This window comes from Pseudomonas sp. Ga0074129 (genome assembly GCA_001465025.1).
In the GTDB taxonomy this organism is placed as follows: domain Bacteria; phylum Pseudomonadota; class Gammaproteobacteria; order Pseudomonadales; family Pseudomonadaceae; genus Aquipseudomonas.
On record LNDO01000043.1, the window covers coordinates 25,836 to 43,894 of the forward strand.

General features: G+C 57.4%; 21 protein-coding genes. 7 read left to right on the forward strand and 14 right to left on the reverse strand.

Going from position 1 to position 18,059, the window contains the following annotated elements; all coding sequences use genetic code 11:
- Positions 1-48 precede the first annotated feature (48 nt).
- From AUK77_RS02855 to sstT, 9 genes are all read right to left on the reverse strand, one after another.
- On the reverse strand, positions 49-474 hold the full coding sequence (locus AUK77_RS02855; protein ID WP_296125866.1) for a GNAT family N-acetyltransferase: 426 nt from the start codon (positions 472-474) through the stop codon (positions 49-51).
- Between the two features lie 313 nt (positions 475-787).
- A complete protein-coding gene (locus tag AUK77_RS02860) occupies positions 788-1,675 on the reverse strand; it encodes a hypothetical protein (RefSeq protein WP_296125868.1) in 888 nt (295 codons plus the stop codon).
- A 102-nt stretch (positions 1,676-1,777) separates the two neighbouring features.
- Positions 1,778-3,517, reverse strand: a complete 1,740-nt coding sequence (locus AUK77_RS02865; RefSeq protein ID WP_296125869.1) for an amidohydrolase family protein — start codon at positions 3,515-3,517, stop codon at positions 1,778-1,780.
- A gap of 116 nt (positions 3,518-3,633) precedes the next feature.
- Positions 3,634-3,960, reverse strand: a complete 327-nt coding sequence (locus AUK77_RS02870) for a DUF2025 family protein (RefSeq protein ID WP_296125873.1) — start codon at positions 3,958-3,960, stop codon at positions 3,634-3,636.
- A gap of 156 nt (positions 3,961-4,116) precedes the next feature.
- Positions 4,117-4,737: a hypothetical protein gene (locus AUK77_RS02875; protein WP_296125875.1), complete on the reverse strand. Its 621-nt coding sequence runs from the start codon at positions 4,735-4,737 to the stop codon at positions 4,117-4,119.
- A 188-nt stretch (positions 4,738-4,925) separates the two neighbouring features.
- On the reverse strand, positions 4,926-5,627 hold the full coding sequence (locus AUK77_RS02880) for a YebC/PmpR family DNA-binding transcriptional regulator (protein WP_296125879.1): 702 nt from the start codon (positions 5,625-5,627) through the stop codon (positions 4,926-4,928).
- A gap of 108 nt (positions 5,628-5,735) precedes the next feature.
- Entirely contained in the window at positions 5,736-5,990 is a 255-nt protein-coding gene (locus AUK77_RS02885) for a hypothetical protein (protein WP_296125881.1), read from the reverse strand.
- A 131-nt stretch (positions 5,991-6,121) separates the two neighbouring features.
- A complete protein-coding gene (locus AUK77_RS02890) occupies positions 6,122-6,403 on the reverse strand; it encodes a peptidylprolyl isomerase (protein ID WP_296125882.1) in 282 nt (93 codons plus the stop codon).
- An 83-nt stretch (positions 6,404-6,486) separates the two neighbouring features.
- A complete protein-coding gene (gene sstT, locus AUK77_RS02895) occupies positions 6,487-7,707 on the reverse strand; it encodes a serine/threonine transporter SstT (RefSeq protein WP_296125885.1) in 1,221 nt (406 codons plus the stop codon).
- Positions 7,708-7,983: 276 nt separating this feature from the next.
- Between sstT and AUK77_RS02900 the strand changes: the two genes are divergently transcribed.
- Positions 7,984-8,616, forward strand: coding sequence for a DUF480 domain-containing protein (locus AUK77_RS02900; RefSeq protein ID WP_296125888.1), 633 nt, complete (start codon positions 7,984-7,986; stop codon positions 8,614-8,616).
- Positions 8,617-8,659: 43 nt separating this feature from the next.
- Here AUK77_RS02900 and AUK77_RS02905 read toward each other — a convergent pair whose 3' ends face one another.
- The gene (locus tag AUK77_RS02905) at positions 8,660-9,136 is read right to left on the reverse strand and encodes a phage infection protein (RefSeq protein WP_296125891.1); all 477 of its coding nucleotides are present in this window, start codon (positions 9,134-9,136) and stop codon (positions 8,660-8,662) included.
- A 446-nt stretch (positions 9,137-9,582) separates the two neighbouring features.
- Between AUK77_RS02905 and AUK77_RS02910 the strand changes: the two genes are divergently transcribed.
- Genes AUK77_RS02910 through AUK77_RS02925 form a run of 4 tightly spaced genes read left to right on the forward strand, consistent with a single transcriptional unit; the run spans position 9,583 to position 13,497 of the window.
- Positions 9,583-10,824: a glutamine synthetase family protein gene (locus AUK77_RS02910; RefSeq protein WP_296125948.1), complete on the forward strand. Its 1,242-nt coding sequence runs from the start codon at positions 9,583-9,585 to the stop codon at positions 10,822-10,824.
- A 53-nt stretch (positions 10,825-10,877) separates the two neighbouring features.
- A complete protein-coding gene (locus AUK77_RS02915; RefSeq protein WP_296125893.1) occupies positions 10,878-12,194 on the forward strand; it encodes an MFS transporter in 1,317 nt (438 codons plus the stop codon).
- The gene (locus AUK77_RS02920; protein WP_296125894.1) at positions 12,191-12,883 is read left to right on the forward strand and encodes a TIGR04283 family arsenosugar biosynthesis glycosyltransferase; all 693 of its coding nucleotides are present in this window, start codon (positions 12,191-12,193) and stop codon (positions 12,881-12,883) included. Before AUK77_RS02915 ends, AUK77_RS02920 begins: the two co-directional genes overlap by 4 nt.
- Positions 12,880-13,497: a TIGR04282 family arsenosugar biosynthesis glycosyltransferase gene (locus AUK77_RS02925; protein ID WP_296125898.1), complete on the forward strand. Its 618-nt coding sequence runs from the start codon at positions 12,880-12,882 to the stop codon at positions 13,495-13,497. Before AUK77_RS02920 ends, AUK77_RS02925 begins: the two co-directional genes overlap by 4 nt.
- A 19-nt stretch (positions 13,498-13,516) precedes the next feature.
- On the opposite strand, the gene AUK77_RS02930 is transcribed toward AUK77_RS02925, so the two are convergent.
- The 4 genes from AUK77_RS02930 to flgA all read right to left on the reverse strand — a co-directional run bounded on the left by AUK77_RS02930 (position 13,517) and on the right by flgA (position 16,150).
- Positions 13,517-14,266 carry a flagellar brake protein gene (locus AUK77_RS02930; protein ID WP_296125899.1) on the reverse strand — a complete coding sequence of 250 codons (750 nt, stop codon included), beginning with the start codon at positions 14,264-14,266 and terminating at the stop codon, positions 13,517-13,519.
- A gap of 78 nt (positions 14,267-14,344) precedes the next feature.
- On the reverse strand, positions 14,345-14,812 hold the full coding sequence (locus AUK77_RS02935) for a flagellar protein FlgN (protein WP_296125902.1): 468 nt from the start codon (positions 14,810-14,812) through the stop codon (positions 14,345-14,347).
- A gap of 78 nt (positions 14,813-14,890) precedes the next feature.
- A complete protein-coding gene (gene flgM, locus AUK77_RS02940) occupies positions 14,891-15,238 on the reverse strand; it encodes a flagellar biosynthesis anti-sigma factor FlgM (protein WP_296125904.1) in 348 nt (115 codons plus the stop codon).
- A gap of 153 nt (positions 15,239-15,391) precedes the next feature.
- A complete protein-coding gene (flgA, locus tag AUK77_RS02945; RefSeq protein ID WP_296125906.1) occupies positions 15,392-16,150 on the reverse strand; it encodes a flagellar basal body P-ring formation chaperone FlgA in 759 nt (252 codons plus the stop codon).
- 73 nt (positions 16,151-16,223) lie between these two features.
- Here flgA and AUK77_RS02950 point away from each other — a divergent pair, with 73 nt between their 5' ends.
- Positions 16,224-17,156: a chemotaxis protein CheV gene (locus AUK77_RS02950; RefSeq protein ID WP_296125910.1), complete on the forward strand. Its 933-nt coding sequence runs from the start codon at positions 16,224-16,226 to the stop codon at positions 17,154-17,156.
- Positions 17,157-17,200: 44 nt separating this feature from the next.
- Complete coding sequence (gene cheR, locus AUK77_RS02955) at positions 17,201-18,028, forward strand: protein-glutamate O-methyltransferase CheR (protein ID WP_296125911.1); 828 nt, start codon at positions 17,201-17,203, stop codon at positions 18,026-18,028.
- Positions 18,029-18,059 lie beyond the last annotated feature (31 nt).

Here is an 18,059-nt window from a genome sequence, read left to right on the forward strand (position 1 = left end):
GTCTGATCTGGCGAAAGCAAATCCCAAGGCTTTTGACTGGTTAGTGACTTAGCGGCGCAGGTTTACGCCTTGATCAGCCGGGCGATAACAGGCGCTCAAGGGTTTGCTGCGCTGGTAACGTGCCAGTCGTGACGCTAAGGCGGGCGGTAGTTGCGACGTCTGGCTGAACCCCGAGCGCTGATAAAAAGCCACCAACGACGGCTCGCAGAACAGCCAGACATCGGCGGCGCCTGCGCTAAAAGCCGCGCTCATCAACTGGCGTGCCAGCCCTTGGCAACGATGCTCTGGTGCTACCAGCAGGCTGGTTAGCCAGAGGCCGCTCTCGACGTGCTGGAGGCACAGTGCAGCGACAATCTCTTGCTCTTCAACCACCCAGACCTGTGCCTTTTTACTGGCTCGCATAGGCGAACGCTGAGCGCGATAGAAGGTGTCGGCCCGTGTTTGTTGCTCTGAGGGAAGGCAATAGATGTGCATACAGGAAGCGTATCAGGGGCGGGGTGCCTGATGACAAGTCCGTGCTTGCACCAGGCCAAAGGCAGCGGCGGTTAATGGCTGCCGAGCAGGCTTTTAGTGCCCTGTTTATCTTTTTTATCCAGACGTTTTTCGCTGGCTGTTTTTTGTGGCTTTTTCTTGGTTTGTTTTTTTGAATCCATACCTTTGCTCATGATCTTCACCTCTGACAACGTCGTGGTTGAATGTTCTGGAGCATGCCAGCTGTCACTGCAGGGCGAGTCTGGCCCAAGCAGTCTACGCCAATGGCCCAACAAGTATCTGGATTGAAGGCCTGCTAGGGCTGTGATGGCAGCGGAGTGAACCACAATTCGTCACGCTGCAAGGGCGTGGCGGCGGGTAACAGCGGATTTGTCAGTTCGATCACGGTGCGTTGAGTCAGTTGGGCCCGTTCAAGGTGGGCAGCAAAATGCTGATGAAACAGTTGGTCGAATGAACCATCGGCCAAGGCTATTTCCATGCCTTTCTGCAGGGTGTGGGCGAGGTCGGGGCGTTGTTTGGAGACGAAGAAATACAGGGCCGTGGGGTAGCGGATCAGCAGATGTTCGTCAGCGCGCAGACGCTTACCACGCGGATGCTCCAGTTCATCCCAAATCTCCAGCACCGAACGCGGGAAGTAGTCAAAACGTTGCGCCTGCAACATGCGGAATAGGCTGCCGTAGCTGGAAGACACTTTTATTGGCAGGCTGTGGCTACGCAGAATCTCAGTGTCGGGCCAGTCATGGCCTTGGCCGGCGATAAACTGGCGCAGGTCCTTTATGTCTTCAACACCCTTGAGAAGTTGTGTGCGGTCAGATGGCAGCAGGGCGATGCGCCAGCCGAACAGACCTTTGTCGAGCGGGATGCGTACTGGCAGCAGGCGTTGCTCGCGCTCAACGCTGGTCATGCTCCAGGCGACATCCAAGTGGCGGTTGTGTTCCAGGTTCACCAGTGCGCGCTCTTGCTCCATGCTGTAGCGCGAGGGGTGCAGGCGCAACGCGCTACCGGCTTTATCGAGTGCCAATTGCAGCTGAGCCAGGGCGTAGATTGAGCGGAACTCATCGCCGTCCGCGCGACGCGGGTAGCGCACAAGGTTGCTTTCGTTAGCCACCGCAGGGGTTAGCAGGCACAGCAGTAACAGGGCGATAAGCCAGCGCCAGTGGGTTGGCGAAAGCAGGCGATGCATGTCGATATGAGTCCTTTCAATCGTTCCCGGATTATTGAGCCGGGTGTGCGTCGCGCATTATGCCAGTCTGGTCCTTTTACGGTGCGCCACAGGTCGCACGCTTCATAAGCTGCGCAAGAACTGTCCATAGCCGCGCGCATGGCCAAGGTCGGGCGCAAACTCGCCGTTCTGGAAGGCAACCTGGCCATTGATCAGCACTGTCTGCACGGCTGCGCCACGATTGACCATGCGTTGCAGGCCGCCGAACGCTTCCATTGGGGCCTCTTGATAGCTGGCCAGTGAGTCATCCAACGCATGAGGGGCGATGATCACAAGGTCAGCGCGCGCACCTTCGTAAAGCTTGCCAGCATCGATGGCAAACCAGTCAGCCAGCTCGCCGGTCAGCCGCCACACGGCTGTCTCGATGGGCATCACGGGTTGGCCGCGCAATTTGGCATCGCGCACCAGTTTGAGCAGGCGCACGCCAAAGTTATAGAACGCCATGTTACGGATGTGCGCGCCGGAGTCGGCAAAACCGATCAGGGTGCTCGGTTCGCACACCAATTTTGCGACCACCTCGGGACGATGATTGGCGATCAGCGTGCGCCAGCGCAGGCGCGGGCCGTGAGCGACCAGCAAATCAAGGAACAGGTCGGCGGGGTGCTCGTTGCGCGTTTTTGCCAGCTCACCAACGCTTTTGCCGACCACGCTGGCGTCCGGGCAATCGACGATCCAGGCGTCGTCAAAATCGCGGTGCCAAACCCGTGGGCCGAACTTTTTCTCCACGTCCTGGCGAAAACGCAGGCGGTAGGCCGGGTCCTGAAACAACTCGCTGCGCAGGTCGTGGCTGGCCAGGTGCAGCGCGGCTTGCCCGGCGGGGAATTCCTCGAAGACAACAAACTCCATGCCGTCGGCATAGGTTTCAAAAGGCACGGGCAGGGTTTGCCAGCGAAAATCCGCCCGCGTCAGGCGATTAACCCAGCGCGTCAGTGGGCCGAGGACCGGGGCCAGCCAGGGATCTGCTTTGACGTCCATCAGGGTGATCAGAGTGGTCTTCAGCGGCTTGCGCCACCAACCGCCGATGCTGTCCCAGAGAAAGGCCAGCACATTAAGTTTGGTCACCAGATTCGGCGCGCCCTGATGGATGCGCCCGCGTCGGCGCAATATTTTGTTCAGTCGCGCGTACTCAGCCCAGGGTGCATACACGGAAGGCAGCGATTTTGAGCGCTGGCGGTCGCCGTCGAGTTTATCCCAAGGGTTGGTCATGCTCGACAGGCCCAGCAAACCGGCATCCAGGGCTTCTTCCAGCAGGCGTTCCATCTGCTGCAGTTCCGCTTCGCTGGGTCGCACATGGGCATCGACGGCGCGCTCAAGCCCGAGCACGGCGACGCGCAGGTCGGAATGACCGAGGAACGAGCAGATATTCGGCCCCAGCGGATGCTGATCAAGAAAATCGGCGAACTCGCGCGAACTGCTCCAGGTTTTACGCGCCTGCAGCAACGGCAGAACATGCTCGCGCGGCACCGATTCAACGCGGGTGAACAGGTCGGAACAGTCTTCTGCGCCAGACAGCACCATGCTGATCGAGCAACTGCCGATCATCACTGTGGTGACGCCATGGCGCACCGACTCCTTGAGCGCGGGGGCGGCCACCAGTTCGGCGTCGTAATGGGTGTGCATGTCGATAAAGCCGGGCGTCACCCAACGGTTTTGCGCATCGATCACCTGAGCGCAACCGCTTTCATCCAGGGCGTCGGCGCTGATACGGGCTAGCTTGCCGTCACGAATGCCCAGATGGCGCAAAAGCCCTGGGGTGCCACGGCCATCGAAAAACAGCGCGTTTTTAATCAGCACATCGAACATCGGCAATGCCTCGGGTGAATGGACTTAACCCGATGAGCTTAGCTGGCGCTGCGCGGCCTCAGTAATGGCGTATGTGAACAAGCAGGGGTCAATTCGGCCAAGTATGAGGTGCGCGTTCAGGCATTCAAGCGATGACGCTCGGCGCTGATTTCCGGCAGATCCGTGCGGCGCATGTAAACCCGCAGCGGCTCGCTGATGTTTAGGCGGTCATCGATGTTTTGTTCCAGCAGCAATTGCAGGCGTGCGCGGTCGAGGTTCATTAATTCGCCTGCAAAGGTGCGCCAAACAAATTCGCAGGTAGGGGTGATGCTGGCTTCAAGCACATCGAGGCCAAAAGAATCTTCGGAAAACCGCACGATGTAGCGGCCGGTCTTGGCGTTGAAGCCGACAAAACCCTGAAGTTGATCAGCAGCGGCGCAGATGCTGGCAGACGTAATGCTCATAAGAACCTCGACGATGGCAGTGGCAGGGCAGCGCCCTCAATATCATCGGCATAGGCTAAAGCGCTCTAGCGTGAGCATCTTGCGGTGGATCAATAAATACTACGGTGCTGGTGACAGACCGTCTCTGCAGGAGGGCGCAGAGACGGTTAGCCCGCGTTAGGGTTTGCGCGGGCTGGAGAACGCGCTGATGTTGCCGAATGGCGAGCTGTGCATGCCCACTTTGACCGCCATTAGGGGGGAATTATTGACCCACACATCATCAATCACGATGGTTTGGCCTACATCATCGTTATCAGCGGCGACCAGCAGGTAGTAGGTGCCGTCTTCGCTGGCTTCGCCATCCCAGCTGAGGCTGATTTGCCCGACCACGGCAGAGGCGCGCGAAGGTTTGTCGGCGATCACTGCGCCGTAGGCATCCAGCAGCATGGCGCGAGGTTTCAGTGCATATTTACTGACGCCCATGCAGGGTTTGTTGCACAGCGAGTGGACGTTGAGGGTGTAGCGCTCGCCTTTTTTCAGCTGCAAGGAAAAGATTCGGTAGTTGGAAATGGAGCTGCCGAAATCCAGGCGCGGTTGGTCGGCACTGATCGGCCATTGGGGCGCGAGTAGCCCGGTGTTGAGCGGCAAGGGGATGGCTTGAGTGGTGTGGATGGCTTCCAGGGCGCTCTTGGCCATTGGGCTTTTGCCCGTTTTGACCTCTTGCTGGTAGGTTGTCTGCGGGTTGCTGGCGCAGGCGCCGAGCAGCAGGCAGGCAGCCAAAATCAGAAACTTATGCACGGTAAAACTCCTGTGTGACGACGTCCTTGTGTACACGCCTGGCGCAGTTGGCGCGGCGGGCGGCGATTCTACCCGCTTTAGGTGATGCCGGTGACGAACAATCTGCCGAATCGACGAGTTGCGCACGTTGAGCAGTGCCACTCGGGGGCCTGCGGCACGTCCTGTGCGGCAGGCCGATTCGGTTGGTTTTAGCCCGCCAGTCCGACATAGACGTTTTGCACGTCATCGTGCGCATCGAGGGCTTCAAGGAAGGCTTCGACTTCTTCGAGTTGCTCTGCGCTCAGGTTGCTCACCGGGTTTTTCGGGATGAAACCGATTTTCGCCGAGTTGACGTTAAAGCCCTGTTCCGGCAACGCGCGGCATACGGCATCCAGGTCAGTGGGTTCGGTGATAAACAGGGTGTTGCCTTCATCGGCAGGTTCGAAATCCTGCGCGCCCGCTTCGATGGCAGCCATTTCCGGGTCGGCACCGTTATCACTGCTGGCTTCGATCATGCCAACGTGGTCAAAGTCCCAGGTCACGGAGCCGGAGGCTCCCATCTGGCCTTTACGGAACAGCACGCGGACTTCGGCCACGGTGCGGTTAATGTTGTCGGTCAGGCATTCGATGATCACCGGCACCTGATGCGGGGCGAACCCTTCATAGGTGGCCGAATGGAAGGTGACGGTGTCGCCCAGCAGGCCTGCGCCTTTCTTGATCGCGCGTTCCAGGGTCTCTTTGGGCATCGAGGCTTTCTTGGCCTGATGGATGGCCAGGCGCAGCTTGGGGTTCAGGTCTGGATCGGCCCCGTTGCGGGCGCAGATCATGATTTCCTTGACCAAGCGGCCGAAGATTTTGCCGCGCGCGTTGGCGGCGGCTTCTTTAGGTTTGGCTTTCCACTGGGCGCCCATGGGATATCTCGTCGTGACGGGTTGATGAATAAAGCGGCGATTCTAGCCCTTCGAGCCGTTGTCGGCACCCCTGGCGCTGCAAACGGCCGATGGGCGCTGCACCTGGCGTTAGCGCTTGCCCATTGAACGGCGGCTGCCGTTTGGGGCTGGACCGATTTTTTTGGAGTGGGCGCTCAGGTTGCGTTTCGACTGCCGTGGCTGATCGCCTTGCTTACCTGCAGCCGCTTTGGCCGCGCTAATCAAAGAGGCAAAGCCTGTGGTTTTGCGCGCAGGGGCAGGTGCGGCTTCTGCTGCGTGCGTTGCAGTGGCGCAGTCGGCAGCATGAGTGGCTGGATCGGTTTCGACGTCGGGGGTGTGAGTCATGACAAGGTCTGCGCAGCAGGAATGGCTGGCAAGTATACCCGGCTATCGCATCGGGCTTGTGGCGGGTGTTGGCTATTGCGAGTGTGCTTTCAGGTTGCGCTGGGCCAAGGCGGCCCAGCGCGGCGGCAGGATCAGTCCTGACGGCTGGTCACTTCCAGCAGGTGATAACCGAATTGGGTTTTCACCGGGCCTTGCACGACGTTGATTGGCGCACTGAATACGACGGTGTCGAATTCTTTGACCATCTGGCCGGGGCCGAAGGAGCCAAGGTCACCGCCGCTGCGGCTTGATGGGCAGCTGGAGTTGTCTTTGGCCACTTGGGCGAAGTCGGCGCCGGCTTCGATAGCGGCTTTCAGTTCGTTGCACTTGTCTTCGCTGGCAACCAGGATGTGACGGGCAGTGGCGCGGGCCATGGGGATACTCCTAATAATGAAGTGGCAAAGCCTACCGCAATCGTGCGATGAGGCAAATGTCGGGCGATGGTTGGATTGGCCGGTTAAACGCGCGGCTGCTGCGCTTGGCAGGCCGCAGCGGTAAACAGAACGTCGGTCGAGGAATTCAGCGCGGTTTCGGCAGAGTCCTGCACGATACCGATGATAAAGCCCACGGCCACAACCTGCATGGCCACCTCATTGGGGATGCCGAACAGGCTGCAGGCCAATGGAATCAAGAGCAACGAACCACCGGCTACACCGGACGCACCGCAGGCGCAGATTGAGGCCAGCAGGCTAAGCAGCAGGGCGGTTGGCAGGTCGACGGTGATGCCGAGGGTATGCACCGCGGCCAGCGTCAGTACGGTGATGGTGATGGCGGCACCCGCCATGTTGATGGTTGCGCCCAGCGGGATCGATACCGAGTAGGTTTCTTCATGCAGCCCCAAGCGCTGACACAGTTGCAGGTTGACCGGGATATTAGCCGCCGAGCTGCGGGTAAAGAAGGCTGTCAGACCGCTTTCGCGCAGGCATGTCAGCACCAGTGGGTAAGGGTTGCGGCGGATTTTCACGAAGACAATCAGCGGGTTCACCAGCAGTGCGACAAAAAGCATGCAGCCAACCAACACCAGCAGCAGGTGCAAATAGTCGAGCAGTACCGACATGCCAGATTCGGCCAAGGTGGCGGCGACCAAGCCAAATATGCCCAGCGGAGCCAGGCGAATCACCAGTTTGACGATGCTGGTGACGCCATCGGAGAGGTCGGCGAGCATCTGCTTGGTGCTTAGGCTGGCATGACGCAGGGCAAAGCCCAGGGCGACGGCCCAGGCCAGAATGCCGATAAAGTTACCTTTAAGCAGGGCATTGATGGGGTTGTCCACCACGTTCATCAGCAGGGTTTTCAGCACTTCAGCGATGCCACCGGGCGGCGAAAGATCGGCGCTGGTACTGGCCAGCGTGAGGCTGGAAGGAAAGGTAAAGCTGGCCGCCACCGCAATCAGTGCGGCGCTGAATGTGCCGATTAGGTACAGCAGCAGAATCGGCTTGATATGGGTTTGTTGGCCGTGCTGATGGTTGGCAATCGAGGCGGCCACCAGCACGAATACCAACACCGGGGCGACGGCTTTAAGCGCTGCGACAAAGACGTTGCCCAGCAGGCCCACACTGGCTGCAGCTTGCGGTAGCAGCAGCGCCAAAGCGATGCCGGCGACCAGGCCGATAAAGATTTGCAACACCAGGCTGGTGCGGTTGAGCAACTGGATTAACGGGTTTGCAGCGGCAGACATAACAGATTTCTCTACTGGGCGAGCGAGCCCGCCACCTCTTCTATGGCCGGTTGACCTGGGTGGGATGCTGGGCGGCGGATGCGCGTTAGAAGGCTTTTCACGGGGCGGTAACGCGAGGCCACGCTGAAAAATAGCGCGCGAGTCTAACACAATGGTCAGCTTTTACAGCGCATGAACCGCCCTGCACTGCCCAGCGGTGCGGGTGTCTATCAGGCCGTCAGCCTGTTAGGTTATTGAAATAACGAGGTTGTTCTATTTAACGACGAGGTGCAGGCCATGGCTGTTGAACCCCTGAGCGCTGTCGAGGCGCGGGTGTTGGGTTGTTTGATCGAAAAGCAACTGACCACCCCTGAGGCCTATCCCCTCACGCTCAACGCTTTAGTGCTGGCTTGTAATCAGAAAACCAGTCGCGAGCCGGTGCTTAACCTGACTGCCGGGCAGGTGGGCCAAGCACTGCGCAGCCTTGAGGGTCGAGGCTTGGCGCGTTTGGTCATGGGCAGTCGCGCCGATCGCTGGGAACACCGCACCGATAAAGGGCTGGAAGTGGTGGCGGCGCAGGTTGTTCTGCTGGGCCTGCTGTTATTGCGCGGGCCGCAGACCCTTAATGAACTGCTGACGCGCAGCAGCCGTATGCATGATTTTGATGATGCCGAGCAGGTGCAGCATCACCTTGAGCGACTGATGAGCCGCGAGCTGGCTTGCCTGGTGCCACGCCAGGCCGGTCAACGAGAAGATCGCTACATGCACCTGTTGGGTGATCCGGCGGATCTGCAGGCAGCCTTGGCGGCTAAAGTCAGTGAGCCGCAGCGCCCCTCATCGGTTCAGTCGGACGAGCGGGTAGAGGCGCTTGAATTGCGCATCGCTGCTTTGGAAGAGCGCTTGGCACAACTGGAAGCCGCTCTCGGCTAAACAAAAAAGGTGCTCAATTGAGCACCTTTTTCTGGGCGGGTGATCAGCTCAGGCGAATGCCAGGGGTGCGATCCGCGCCATCAGCAGCTACACGCAGACGCTCTTGCAGGCGATCTGCGCCACCTTCCGCTACGCGATTGGGGCCTACACGGTCGGCACCCTCTTCAGCGACACGCAGACGCTCTTGCAGGCGATCTGCATCACCTTCTGCTACGCGATTAGGGCCTACACGGTCGGCACCGTCTTCAGCGACACGCAGGCGCTCTTGCAGGCGATCTGCGCCACCTTCCGCTACGCGATTGTGGCCTACGCGGTCGGCACCGTCTTCAGCGACACGCAGACGTTCTTGCAGGCGATCTGCACCACCTTCGGTTTGCAGGTTGCGACCAAAGCCAGCGTCACTTTCGATGCTGCTGTCGTGTTTTTCACCCAGCAGCGGCTGTGGATTGCTCTGTGGCAGGGCGAAGGCGTTGATGGACAAGCTGCTCAGGATCAGTGCGGCGAGAATGTGCTTTTTCATGTTCAGGCTCCTCGTGAGGGCGGGTTATCAGTGAGTACGAGGGCCATCATACGGATGGAAAATTGATGAAGAAGTGCATGCTCAGCATGGTAATCATCGACAAGATTGATAGTCCATAAAAGTCCTTATTTATTAATTATTTACTGGTTTATTTGGGGGCTCTTTAAGCGGATTTACAGGGATTTATGCTGGGTCATAAATATCGAATAATTCGATTTATTAATGGTTTGCTCGCCTTGCGCGAGCATGTGTAAGCGCTTTGCTTGAAATATCGAACGGCTGATGCGTATTTTGTGCGCTTTGCCGCTCGTGGCGGCACCCCGCATACATAAGGACAAAAGCAAATGAGCACCCTCGACCGCACCGCCTTGGCTGAATTGCTGCGTGGTGTTGATGAAATCGAATGCGTGACGCCGGATCTCAACGGTGTGCCGCGTGGCAAGGTGATGACGGCCGAGGGCTTTTTAGAAGGGCGACGTTTGCAATTGGCGCGAGGGGTTTTGTTGCAATGCATCATGGGCGGCTATCCCGCGCCGCGTTTCTATGGCAGTGACGACGGTGATCTGGCGCTGAACGCTGAACCCACTCAAGTCCATCGGCTGCCCTGGAGTGATACGCCGAGGGCGTTCGTCATTTGTGATGCGGATGAACTGGATGGGCGTAGTTCGGGTTTATCGACCCGTGGTTTGCTTAAAAAAGTCATCGCACGCTACGCCCAGCATGGCTGGCAGCCGGTGGTGGCCACTGAACTGGAGTTTTTTGTGTTTGCCCGCAATGCTGATCCGCAGCAGCCGTTCCAGCCTCCGTTGGGCTTAGACGGTCGGCGTGAGGATGGCGCTTCTGCTTTCAGTGTGAGCTCTAATAATGGTTTGCGGCCGTTCTTCCAAGAGGTCTATCAGTGCATGGCGGCGCTGGGGTTGCCGCGCGATACCTTTATGCATGAGATGGGCGTCAGCCAGTTTGAGATCAACCTGCTGCACGGCGATCCGCTGCTGCTGGCTGATCAGACGTTTCTGTTCAAGCACCTGCTCAAAGAGGTCGCACTCAAGCATGGGCTGACGGTGGTGTGCATGGCCAAGCCACTGGCGCATACACCGGGCAGCTCCATGCATATCCATCAAAGTGTGGTCGAGCAGGGCAGTGGGCAGAACATCTTCAGCGCCGCCGACGGTCAGGCCACGCCAGCGTTCTATCACTTTATCGCCGGTCAGCAGGCGGCTATGGCTGATTTCACCTTGCTGTTCGCGCCGCATGTGAACTCTTATCAGCGTCTTTGCCACCCATATGCCTCGCCCAATAACGCCTGCTGGTCTGAAGACAACCGCGCCGCTGGCATGCGTATCCCCGCCAGTGCGCCAGTGGCGCGCAGGGTGGAGAATCGCTTGCCGGGCGCGGATGCCAATCCTTATTTGGCGTTGGCGGCGAGTCTGGCGGCAGGCCTGCATGGCATTGAGCAGCAATTGCAGCCCAGCGCACCTATTCAGGGTGAGTTCGAAGTGCCGGACGAGTTAGCGCTGCCCTGCACTCTGCATGCCGCTATTGAACGGCTCAAGCGCAGTGATCTGGCGCTGGAACTGTTCGGCAAAGAGTTCATCGAAGGGTACATTGCCAGCAAGACGCTGGAACTCACCAGCTTCTATGATGAAATTACCCCATGGGAGCGCCGTGTGCTGGCGGCCCACGCTTAAATCCAGGCTGCTAGCAAGTGTTCCGGCGTCCCTACTGAGTTTTCTACAACCCCATGTCTGTGATCCTCAAGTCCTTTAGCTCGTTGTACTTCGCCACCCTGTTGATGCTACTCGGCTCAGGCCTGCTAAGTACCTATCTGGCCCTGCGCTTATCGGAAACAGCCGATGGCTTGTGGGTAGGTGCGCTGATGGCTGCCAACTACCTGGGGCTGGTGCTGGGTGGCAAGCTGGGGCACAGGCTGATTGCTCGCGTCGGGCACATCCGCGCTTACGTGGCCTGCGCGGGTGTCGTGACTGCAGCGGTGCTTGGCCATGGGCTGAGTGACTGGCTGCCCAGTTGGCTGTTGCTGCGCATGCTGGTCGGCGTGGGCATGATGTGTCAGTACATGGTGGTTGAGAGTTGGCTCAATGAGCAGGCGCAAACTGAGCAGCGTGGTCAGGTGTTTGCCGGCTACATGGGGGCTTCCTACCTGGGGTTGATCCTTGGCCAGTTGGTGCTGGTGGTGCATCCGACGCTCGGCCCGGAGTTATTGATGTTAGTGGCGCTGTGCTTTGCCCTGTGCCTGGTGCCAGTGGCGTTGACCCGCAAGTTGCACCCCGCGCCACTGCACCCCGCGCCGCTGGAGATGCGCTTTTTTATCGACCGTGTGCCGCTTTCGCTGACCACTATTGTGGTCGCGGGGCTGCTAATCGGTGCGTTCTACGGTTTGGCACCGCTCTATGGCACGCGCATTGGGCTGTCCACCGAGCAGGTGGGTTTGTTTATGGGCTGCTGCATCCTGGCCGGTTTATTGGTGCAGTGGCCGTTGGGCTGGCTTTCGGATCGGTATGACCGTGTGCGCTTGATTCGTGGCTGTGCGGCTCTGCTGGTGTTGGCCGCATTGCCTTTGGCGATTTTGCCGCAGGTCAGTTTGCCGTTGCTGTTTGCCGTCGGTTTTGTGGTTTGTGCTTTGCAATTCAGTCTTTATCCGCTGGCAGTGGCGTTGGCTAATGACCATGTTGAGGCCGATCGACGTGTATCGCTGACCGCCATGTTGTTAGTGACCTTTGGTGTTGGGGCTAGTATTGGGCCACTGCTGGCCGGTGTGCTGATGCGGTTTATCGGGGCCAACATGCTGTATGCCTTTGTCTGCGCATGTGCCTTGATTCTGGTATTTCGCGTGCGCCCTGAGCGTGTCACGCACTTGCATCAGGTTGATGATGCGCCGCTGCACCATATTCCAATGCCCGACAGCACTGCCAGCTCGCCACTGGCCGCCGCGCTTGACCCTCGTGTTGATGAGCAGATGGTGCACGAGCAGATGCACGACCAAGCGCCGCCTGCAAATGTGGGCGGTGAAACTGCGCCGTCAGCGGATGTGCGTTCATGAACTCGTTGCTCAGTGTGGTGATTCCGGTGCGCAACGAGGCGCAATCCCTGCCGTTATTGCTGGGCGATCTAGCGGGCCTGCGCGCGGGTGGCGCTGAAGTGATTGTGGTCGATGGTGGCAGCAGCGATGCCACCTGCGAGCTGGCGCGCGCCAAGGCAGATCATGTGCTTGTCTGCGAGCCAGGGCGTGCGGTGCAGATGAATGCCGGTGCTGCATTGGCCCAGGGTGAGTACCTGTGGTTTGTTCACGCGGATACGCGGGTCAGCGTTGAGGCTCTTGCTGCGTTGCAAGATGCGCTGGCAGATCGACCGTTATGGGGACGTTTTGATGTACGTCTTTCTGGTGAGGGTGCCGCCTTCAAGCTGATCGGCAAGATGATCAGCCTGCGCTCGCGATTGACCGGTGTGGCTTCTGGTGATCAAGGTATTTTCGTCCGCCGTGAGCACTTCGACGCCATGGGTGGCTACGCGCCGATCGCTCTGATGGAGGACCTGTGCCTGTGTCGTCACTTGAAGCAGCAAGCCAGGCCGCGCTGCATAAGCGTCGCGCTATCAACCTCCAGCCGCCGTTGGCAGCAGAATGGAGTGTGGCGCACCGTGATATTGATGTGGTGCCTGCGCTTGGCCTACTACGCTGGGGTTAATCCCACCACGCTTGCGCGTCATTACCGACGAGGGTCATTACTGTGAGTTTGAGTATTTCACTGCATCTGCTGGCGCGTGCGCCTGTCGCCGGACAGGTTAAAACTCGGCTTATACCGGCCTTAGGTGCGCAGGGTGCGTGTGATGTGCAACAGATGCTGCTTATGCGTGCATTGCAACTGCCAGCAACCGGGTTCAGTGAGCGTTTTTTGTGGTTGGACGGTTTGCCCGCTGCTCAATTACAGGCCTCGGCTGAGGCACTAGGCTGGACGCTGGTTGAGCAGCCCGCTGGCGATCTCGGTGAGCGGATGCGTCTTATCGCCACCTTGGGCTTGGCTGAAAGCGATGGCGTGGTGTTGATCGGCAATGACTGCCCTGCTATCGATTCTGGCTATTTGCAGGCGGCGTGTGCCGCGCTGGACGACCACTCTGTGGTGATTGGTCCAGCCGAGGACGGCGGTTATGTGTTGCTGGGCTTGCGCAAGAAGGAGGTTAACCTTTTCGCTGATATGCCTTGGGGCACTGATCAGGTGTTAGCGTTGACCTTGCAGCGCTTGAGTCAGCAAGGCTGTAAACCCGAATTGCTGCCTACTTTATGGGACGTTGACCGCCCGGAAGACCTCGGGCGGCTAGCAGCGTTGGGGATTCAGATAGACGCTTAACGCTCTTGCTTAACCGGCATCAGAAGAAACCATCGCCCTCAATGCGTCGTGCTTCGCGTTGCAGTTGGTAGACGAAACGTTCAACCAGTCTCTGTTCTTGTCCATTAATCCGGTGGAAGCGAGCGCCCACGAACGTAGTGGACAATTTTTCATCGAAAACCACGTGGCGAGCTTCAATCGCTGTGGTCATTGGGCCGAAGGGGAGCCTGACAGTCAGTCGCTCGTAAACTTGGCCCGCTTGTAGGGCATTACTCAAATTGCCGGGAAAGCGCAGCTTGCAACCTGTCGCAGAAATATCCAACAACTGACCCGGCAGCACGGTGCGAAGTTTATCTCCGGCCAGTTCAATTTTGATCAGCTCTGCTTGCTTGAGCGGGGCGCGGAAGGCGTTGCGGCGCTGGTGGTAGGTTATTTCGCTGGGCAACGTACCCAGGTAACAACGAGCCCCCTCAAGTTCGCTGATGCGCATGCTTTGCTCGCATGTCCAAGCTACGCGAACGCCTTCATGAAAAGCCTCAACGTGAAACGTCTCCCCGTTCATCAAAAAACGTTCACCGTCATTGGGCACTAGCTCATCAAGCATGAGCCTGTTCTTGTCACGATCAACCTCAACCACATAGCTCTGAAAGCGCTGGCTGCGTTCGGCAAAGGTAATAATCAGTGGGTCATGGTTTTGTTGTAATTGACGCAAGTTGGCCACAACTTCCACGGGCGTTTTCAGCACCTTGGGCGGCTGTGGTCCCTCTTCCTGATTAAAAAGGCTGGACACGGTCCGTTCGACTCCGAGCAAATTCTTTGGCACTAGCATACTGGCTAGATGACAGTATGTCCTTGTGCCTTATGAGGTTCAGGCTTGGCTGAGTGGGCGCTGCTGGCCGATTCTAGCGGCGCCTCCGCGGCTGTCATAGAGACTTGGGGTATCGTTGCCGCGCAGGATGCCAATCATACTGCGGGTCGAGGCCTGACTGGAGCGAATCAGGCGACCATTGCGCAGGTTGGCTGCTTGGCAACTTTCAAGCAGGCTGTTGAGTTGATCGCCTTGCTCGACCAAGTGCTGGCCTTGGCTAAAACCTTGTGCCAGCACATGCAGACCGGCACGGTCGGGTGTGCAGTTTAGCGATATCAGTAGTTGGCTGCGTTCTTTGCCGTGCTGATCTAAAAGGGCGAGCAGAGGTATCTTTTTGTTGAGGATATCTTGCAGCAGGTGCAGGTCACGATCACCAAGCGCTTGAAACTCGCTGTCTATCAGCTCAAGCAGCTGTGTGGCTGTGCTGATGTCATCGGTAAACAGTTCAAGTAGCTTGTTCTCGGACATGGTGAACTCTTCTGGGATATGCGTTGTTGTGTTGCGCAAAAACCTGCGCCGCTGCAATCCCCGGTCAAGCCTTGAGAACTAGCGCTGTGATTCGAGATTGAGCAGTTTGCCAGCTACGCGCATGCTGTCCACTTGGTAGCTGCCGTCTTCAATGGCTTGCTTGAGTTGAGCGACCCGCTCTTTATCAACAGCCGGCAGATCGCGCAGTTTTTCGCTGACTTTTTGCAACTGTTGGGCGTCTTTGCTCAGTTGAACAGATTCGCCACTTTTACCCGCCTGCTGCGCTTGTGCAGCAGGGCTGGGAGTCGCAGGAGCCGTTTGTTTATTGCTGATGGCTTCGTTCTGGCCACCTGCCTGAGCACTGCCAGCACGCCCTGAATTTGCAGGGGTGGCGGCATTGTTAAGCCGGTTAATGTCGATGACCATGGCGCAAAACCTCTAACAGTGTTGGATGCTTGCCTAGTTTTCGGCTTGTGCGATAAAAACTTTAGAGCAAAAACGAAATCTCATAAGTACTTAGATGCAGTGTGAAGCAGTCGTCAGTCTGTTGACAGTCTAAACCTTAATCAAAAAGCGTGCCTACATTGCAACTTCTACCTGCCCAGGCCCCACGACTCTCGCTCTTATCACGCGGTTCGAGCGTTGGTTGCGAACGCTGATCTGCTTGCCGATAACACCGTCAGACAGCGCCTCACCGGGCATTCGCACGCTAACCGTACCGCTGCGTGCGGTTATAACCACCTGATCGCCCTTGCGAATTGCTTCGGCAGGCTGCACATGGACGGGCGCAAGAACTTGGTCCGGTTGCAGTGGTCGCGTCAATTTTTTGCCGATGGCCTGGTTGAGGTCGCTCAAATAGCCCTGATTGAGTAAGCCTACATCCCGTTCTGCCAAAATTACATCCATATCCGATACGACGTTGTCACGCTTGAGTGGCCGGCTGGCGATTACCACATCTCTATATAGACGAACCTGGGCGGGAACAAAGACTGTCCAAGGTGTTGAGCCATTGCAGCGCACGCGCAGAGTGACGCGTCCGATGGGTTCTGCTGGGCTTTCCAGTGTGGTGAGCAAGGGCTCCGAGCAGAGCGGCAGGCGCAGGCGTGGGTCTAATCGGTTGATTTGCACCTCATGCCGGCCGCTTATATTGCTACGCTGCAAATAATCGCTCACCGCTTGCTCAAGAAAAGCTTCGCCTGCGCCGATAAGTTCTTCGGAACGAGTCACGGCCGCCGTCGCCACGCAGCTATAGCCGAGTGCCAGCAAAGCAGGTAAAACTGCCAGCAAGCAAATGCATTTTGTATATGGGCGTCGATTTGTTGTCGTTTCAGTTTTCATATGAGTCAGATAGCAAGGCGCGTGCCGCCTGCTAAGCTGACGATAATCTGTTACTCAAATAAGGAGTTTGGGTATGGCCGGTGTGATGGATTCGGTTAACCAACGAACTCAGTTGGTTGGGCAGAATCGTTTAGAGTTGCTGCTGTTTCGTCTGAACAGCAAGCAGTTGTACGGCATCAACGTCTTCAAGGTGAAGGAGGTGCTGCAGTGCCCGAAACTCACCATCATGCCCAAGTCCAGCCCTGTCGTGCGCGGTGTGGCCAACATTCGCGGCGGTACAATTCCGATTCTCGATCTGTCGATGGCGACGGGGAATACGCCGCTCGCCAACATTGAAAACAGTTTTGTGATCATCACGGAATACAACACCAAGGTTCAGGGTTTCCTGGTGCATTCGGTTGAACGCATTGTGAACATGAACTGGGAGTCGATTCATCCGCCACCCAAGGGCACCGGTCGTGACCATTATCTGACGGCCGTAACCCATCTTGATGACCGGATGGTTGAAATCATTGATGTCGAGAAAATCCTCGCTGAAGTGGCGCCAACGTCGGAGGTGATTTCCGATGGTGTGTTGGATGCCAAAACTCAGGCGCGTGCAGTCACCATGCGCGTATTGACCTGCGACGACTCTTCTGTAGCGCGCAAGCAAGTGACACGCTGTCTGGAGACAGTTGGCGTAGAAGTGGTGGCGCTAAATGACGGTCGTCAGGCTCTGGATTATCTAAAAGCCATGGTCGATGAAGGGAAGAAGCCTGAGGAAGAGTTCCTCATGTTGATCTCCGACATTGAAATGCCTGAAATGGATGGATACACCCTCACTGCTGAGATTCGTGCCGATCCACGCATGCAAAAGTTACACATCATCCTGCATACTTCACTTTATGGGGTGTTTAACCAGGCCATGGTTAAGAAAGTGGGTGCCGATGATTTTCTTGCCAAATTCCGCCCGGATGATCTGGCCGCACGTGTAGCGGCTCGCATCAACATCGCGGCAGGGGACTGAGGGTCAGACCCTCAGTTAAATATATGTTTGTCGAGGCTTCGCGAGTGTCTACAGGTAATTTGGATTTCGAGCAGTTCCGGACATTTCTGGAAAAAGCCTGTGGCATCCTGCTGGGCACTAATAAGCAGTATCTGGTGTCCAGTCGGTTGAATAAGCTGATGGAGCAAAACGGCATCAAAACCCTGGGTGAGTTGGTGCAGCGCATGCAAAGCCAGCCTCGCAGCGGTTTGCGTGAGCAAGTCGTTGATGCCATGACCACCAACGAAACGCTTTGGTTTCGTGATACCTATCCGTTTGAAGTGCTTAAAAGCCGAGTGTTGCCAGAGCTGATTAAGGCTAATCCCGGTCAGCGGTTGCGCATTTGGTCGGCGGCTTGCTCATCGGGGCAGGAGCCTTATTCGCTGTCGATGACCATTGATGAGTTTGAGAAAACCAATCTGGGCCAACTCAAAGGCGGCGTTCAGATTGTGGCCACGGACTTGTCGCCTTCGATGTTGATCAATTGTAAGTCCGGCGAATACGACAGTTTGGCCATGGGCCGCGGGTTGTCGCAGGAGCGTTTGCAGCGCTACTTTGATCCGAAAGGACCAGGGCGTTGGGTGGTGAAACCGGCGATCCGCAGTCGCATCGAATTTCGCGCGCTTAACTTGCTGGACAGCTATGCCAGCCTTGGTAAGTTTGATGTGGTGTTCTGCCGAAATGTGCTGATTTACTTCTCGGCAGAAGTGAAGAAGGACATCCTCACGCGCATTCACGCCATGCTCAAACCTGGCGGTTATTTGTTCCTCGGCGCCTCTGAAGCGCTCAATGGATTGCCTAATCATTATCAGATGGTGCAATGCAGCCCTGGGATTATCTACAAGGCGAAGTGAACCTTGAGGGACAACATAAGCGGGAGGCTCG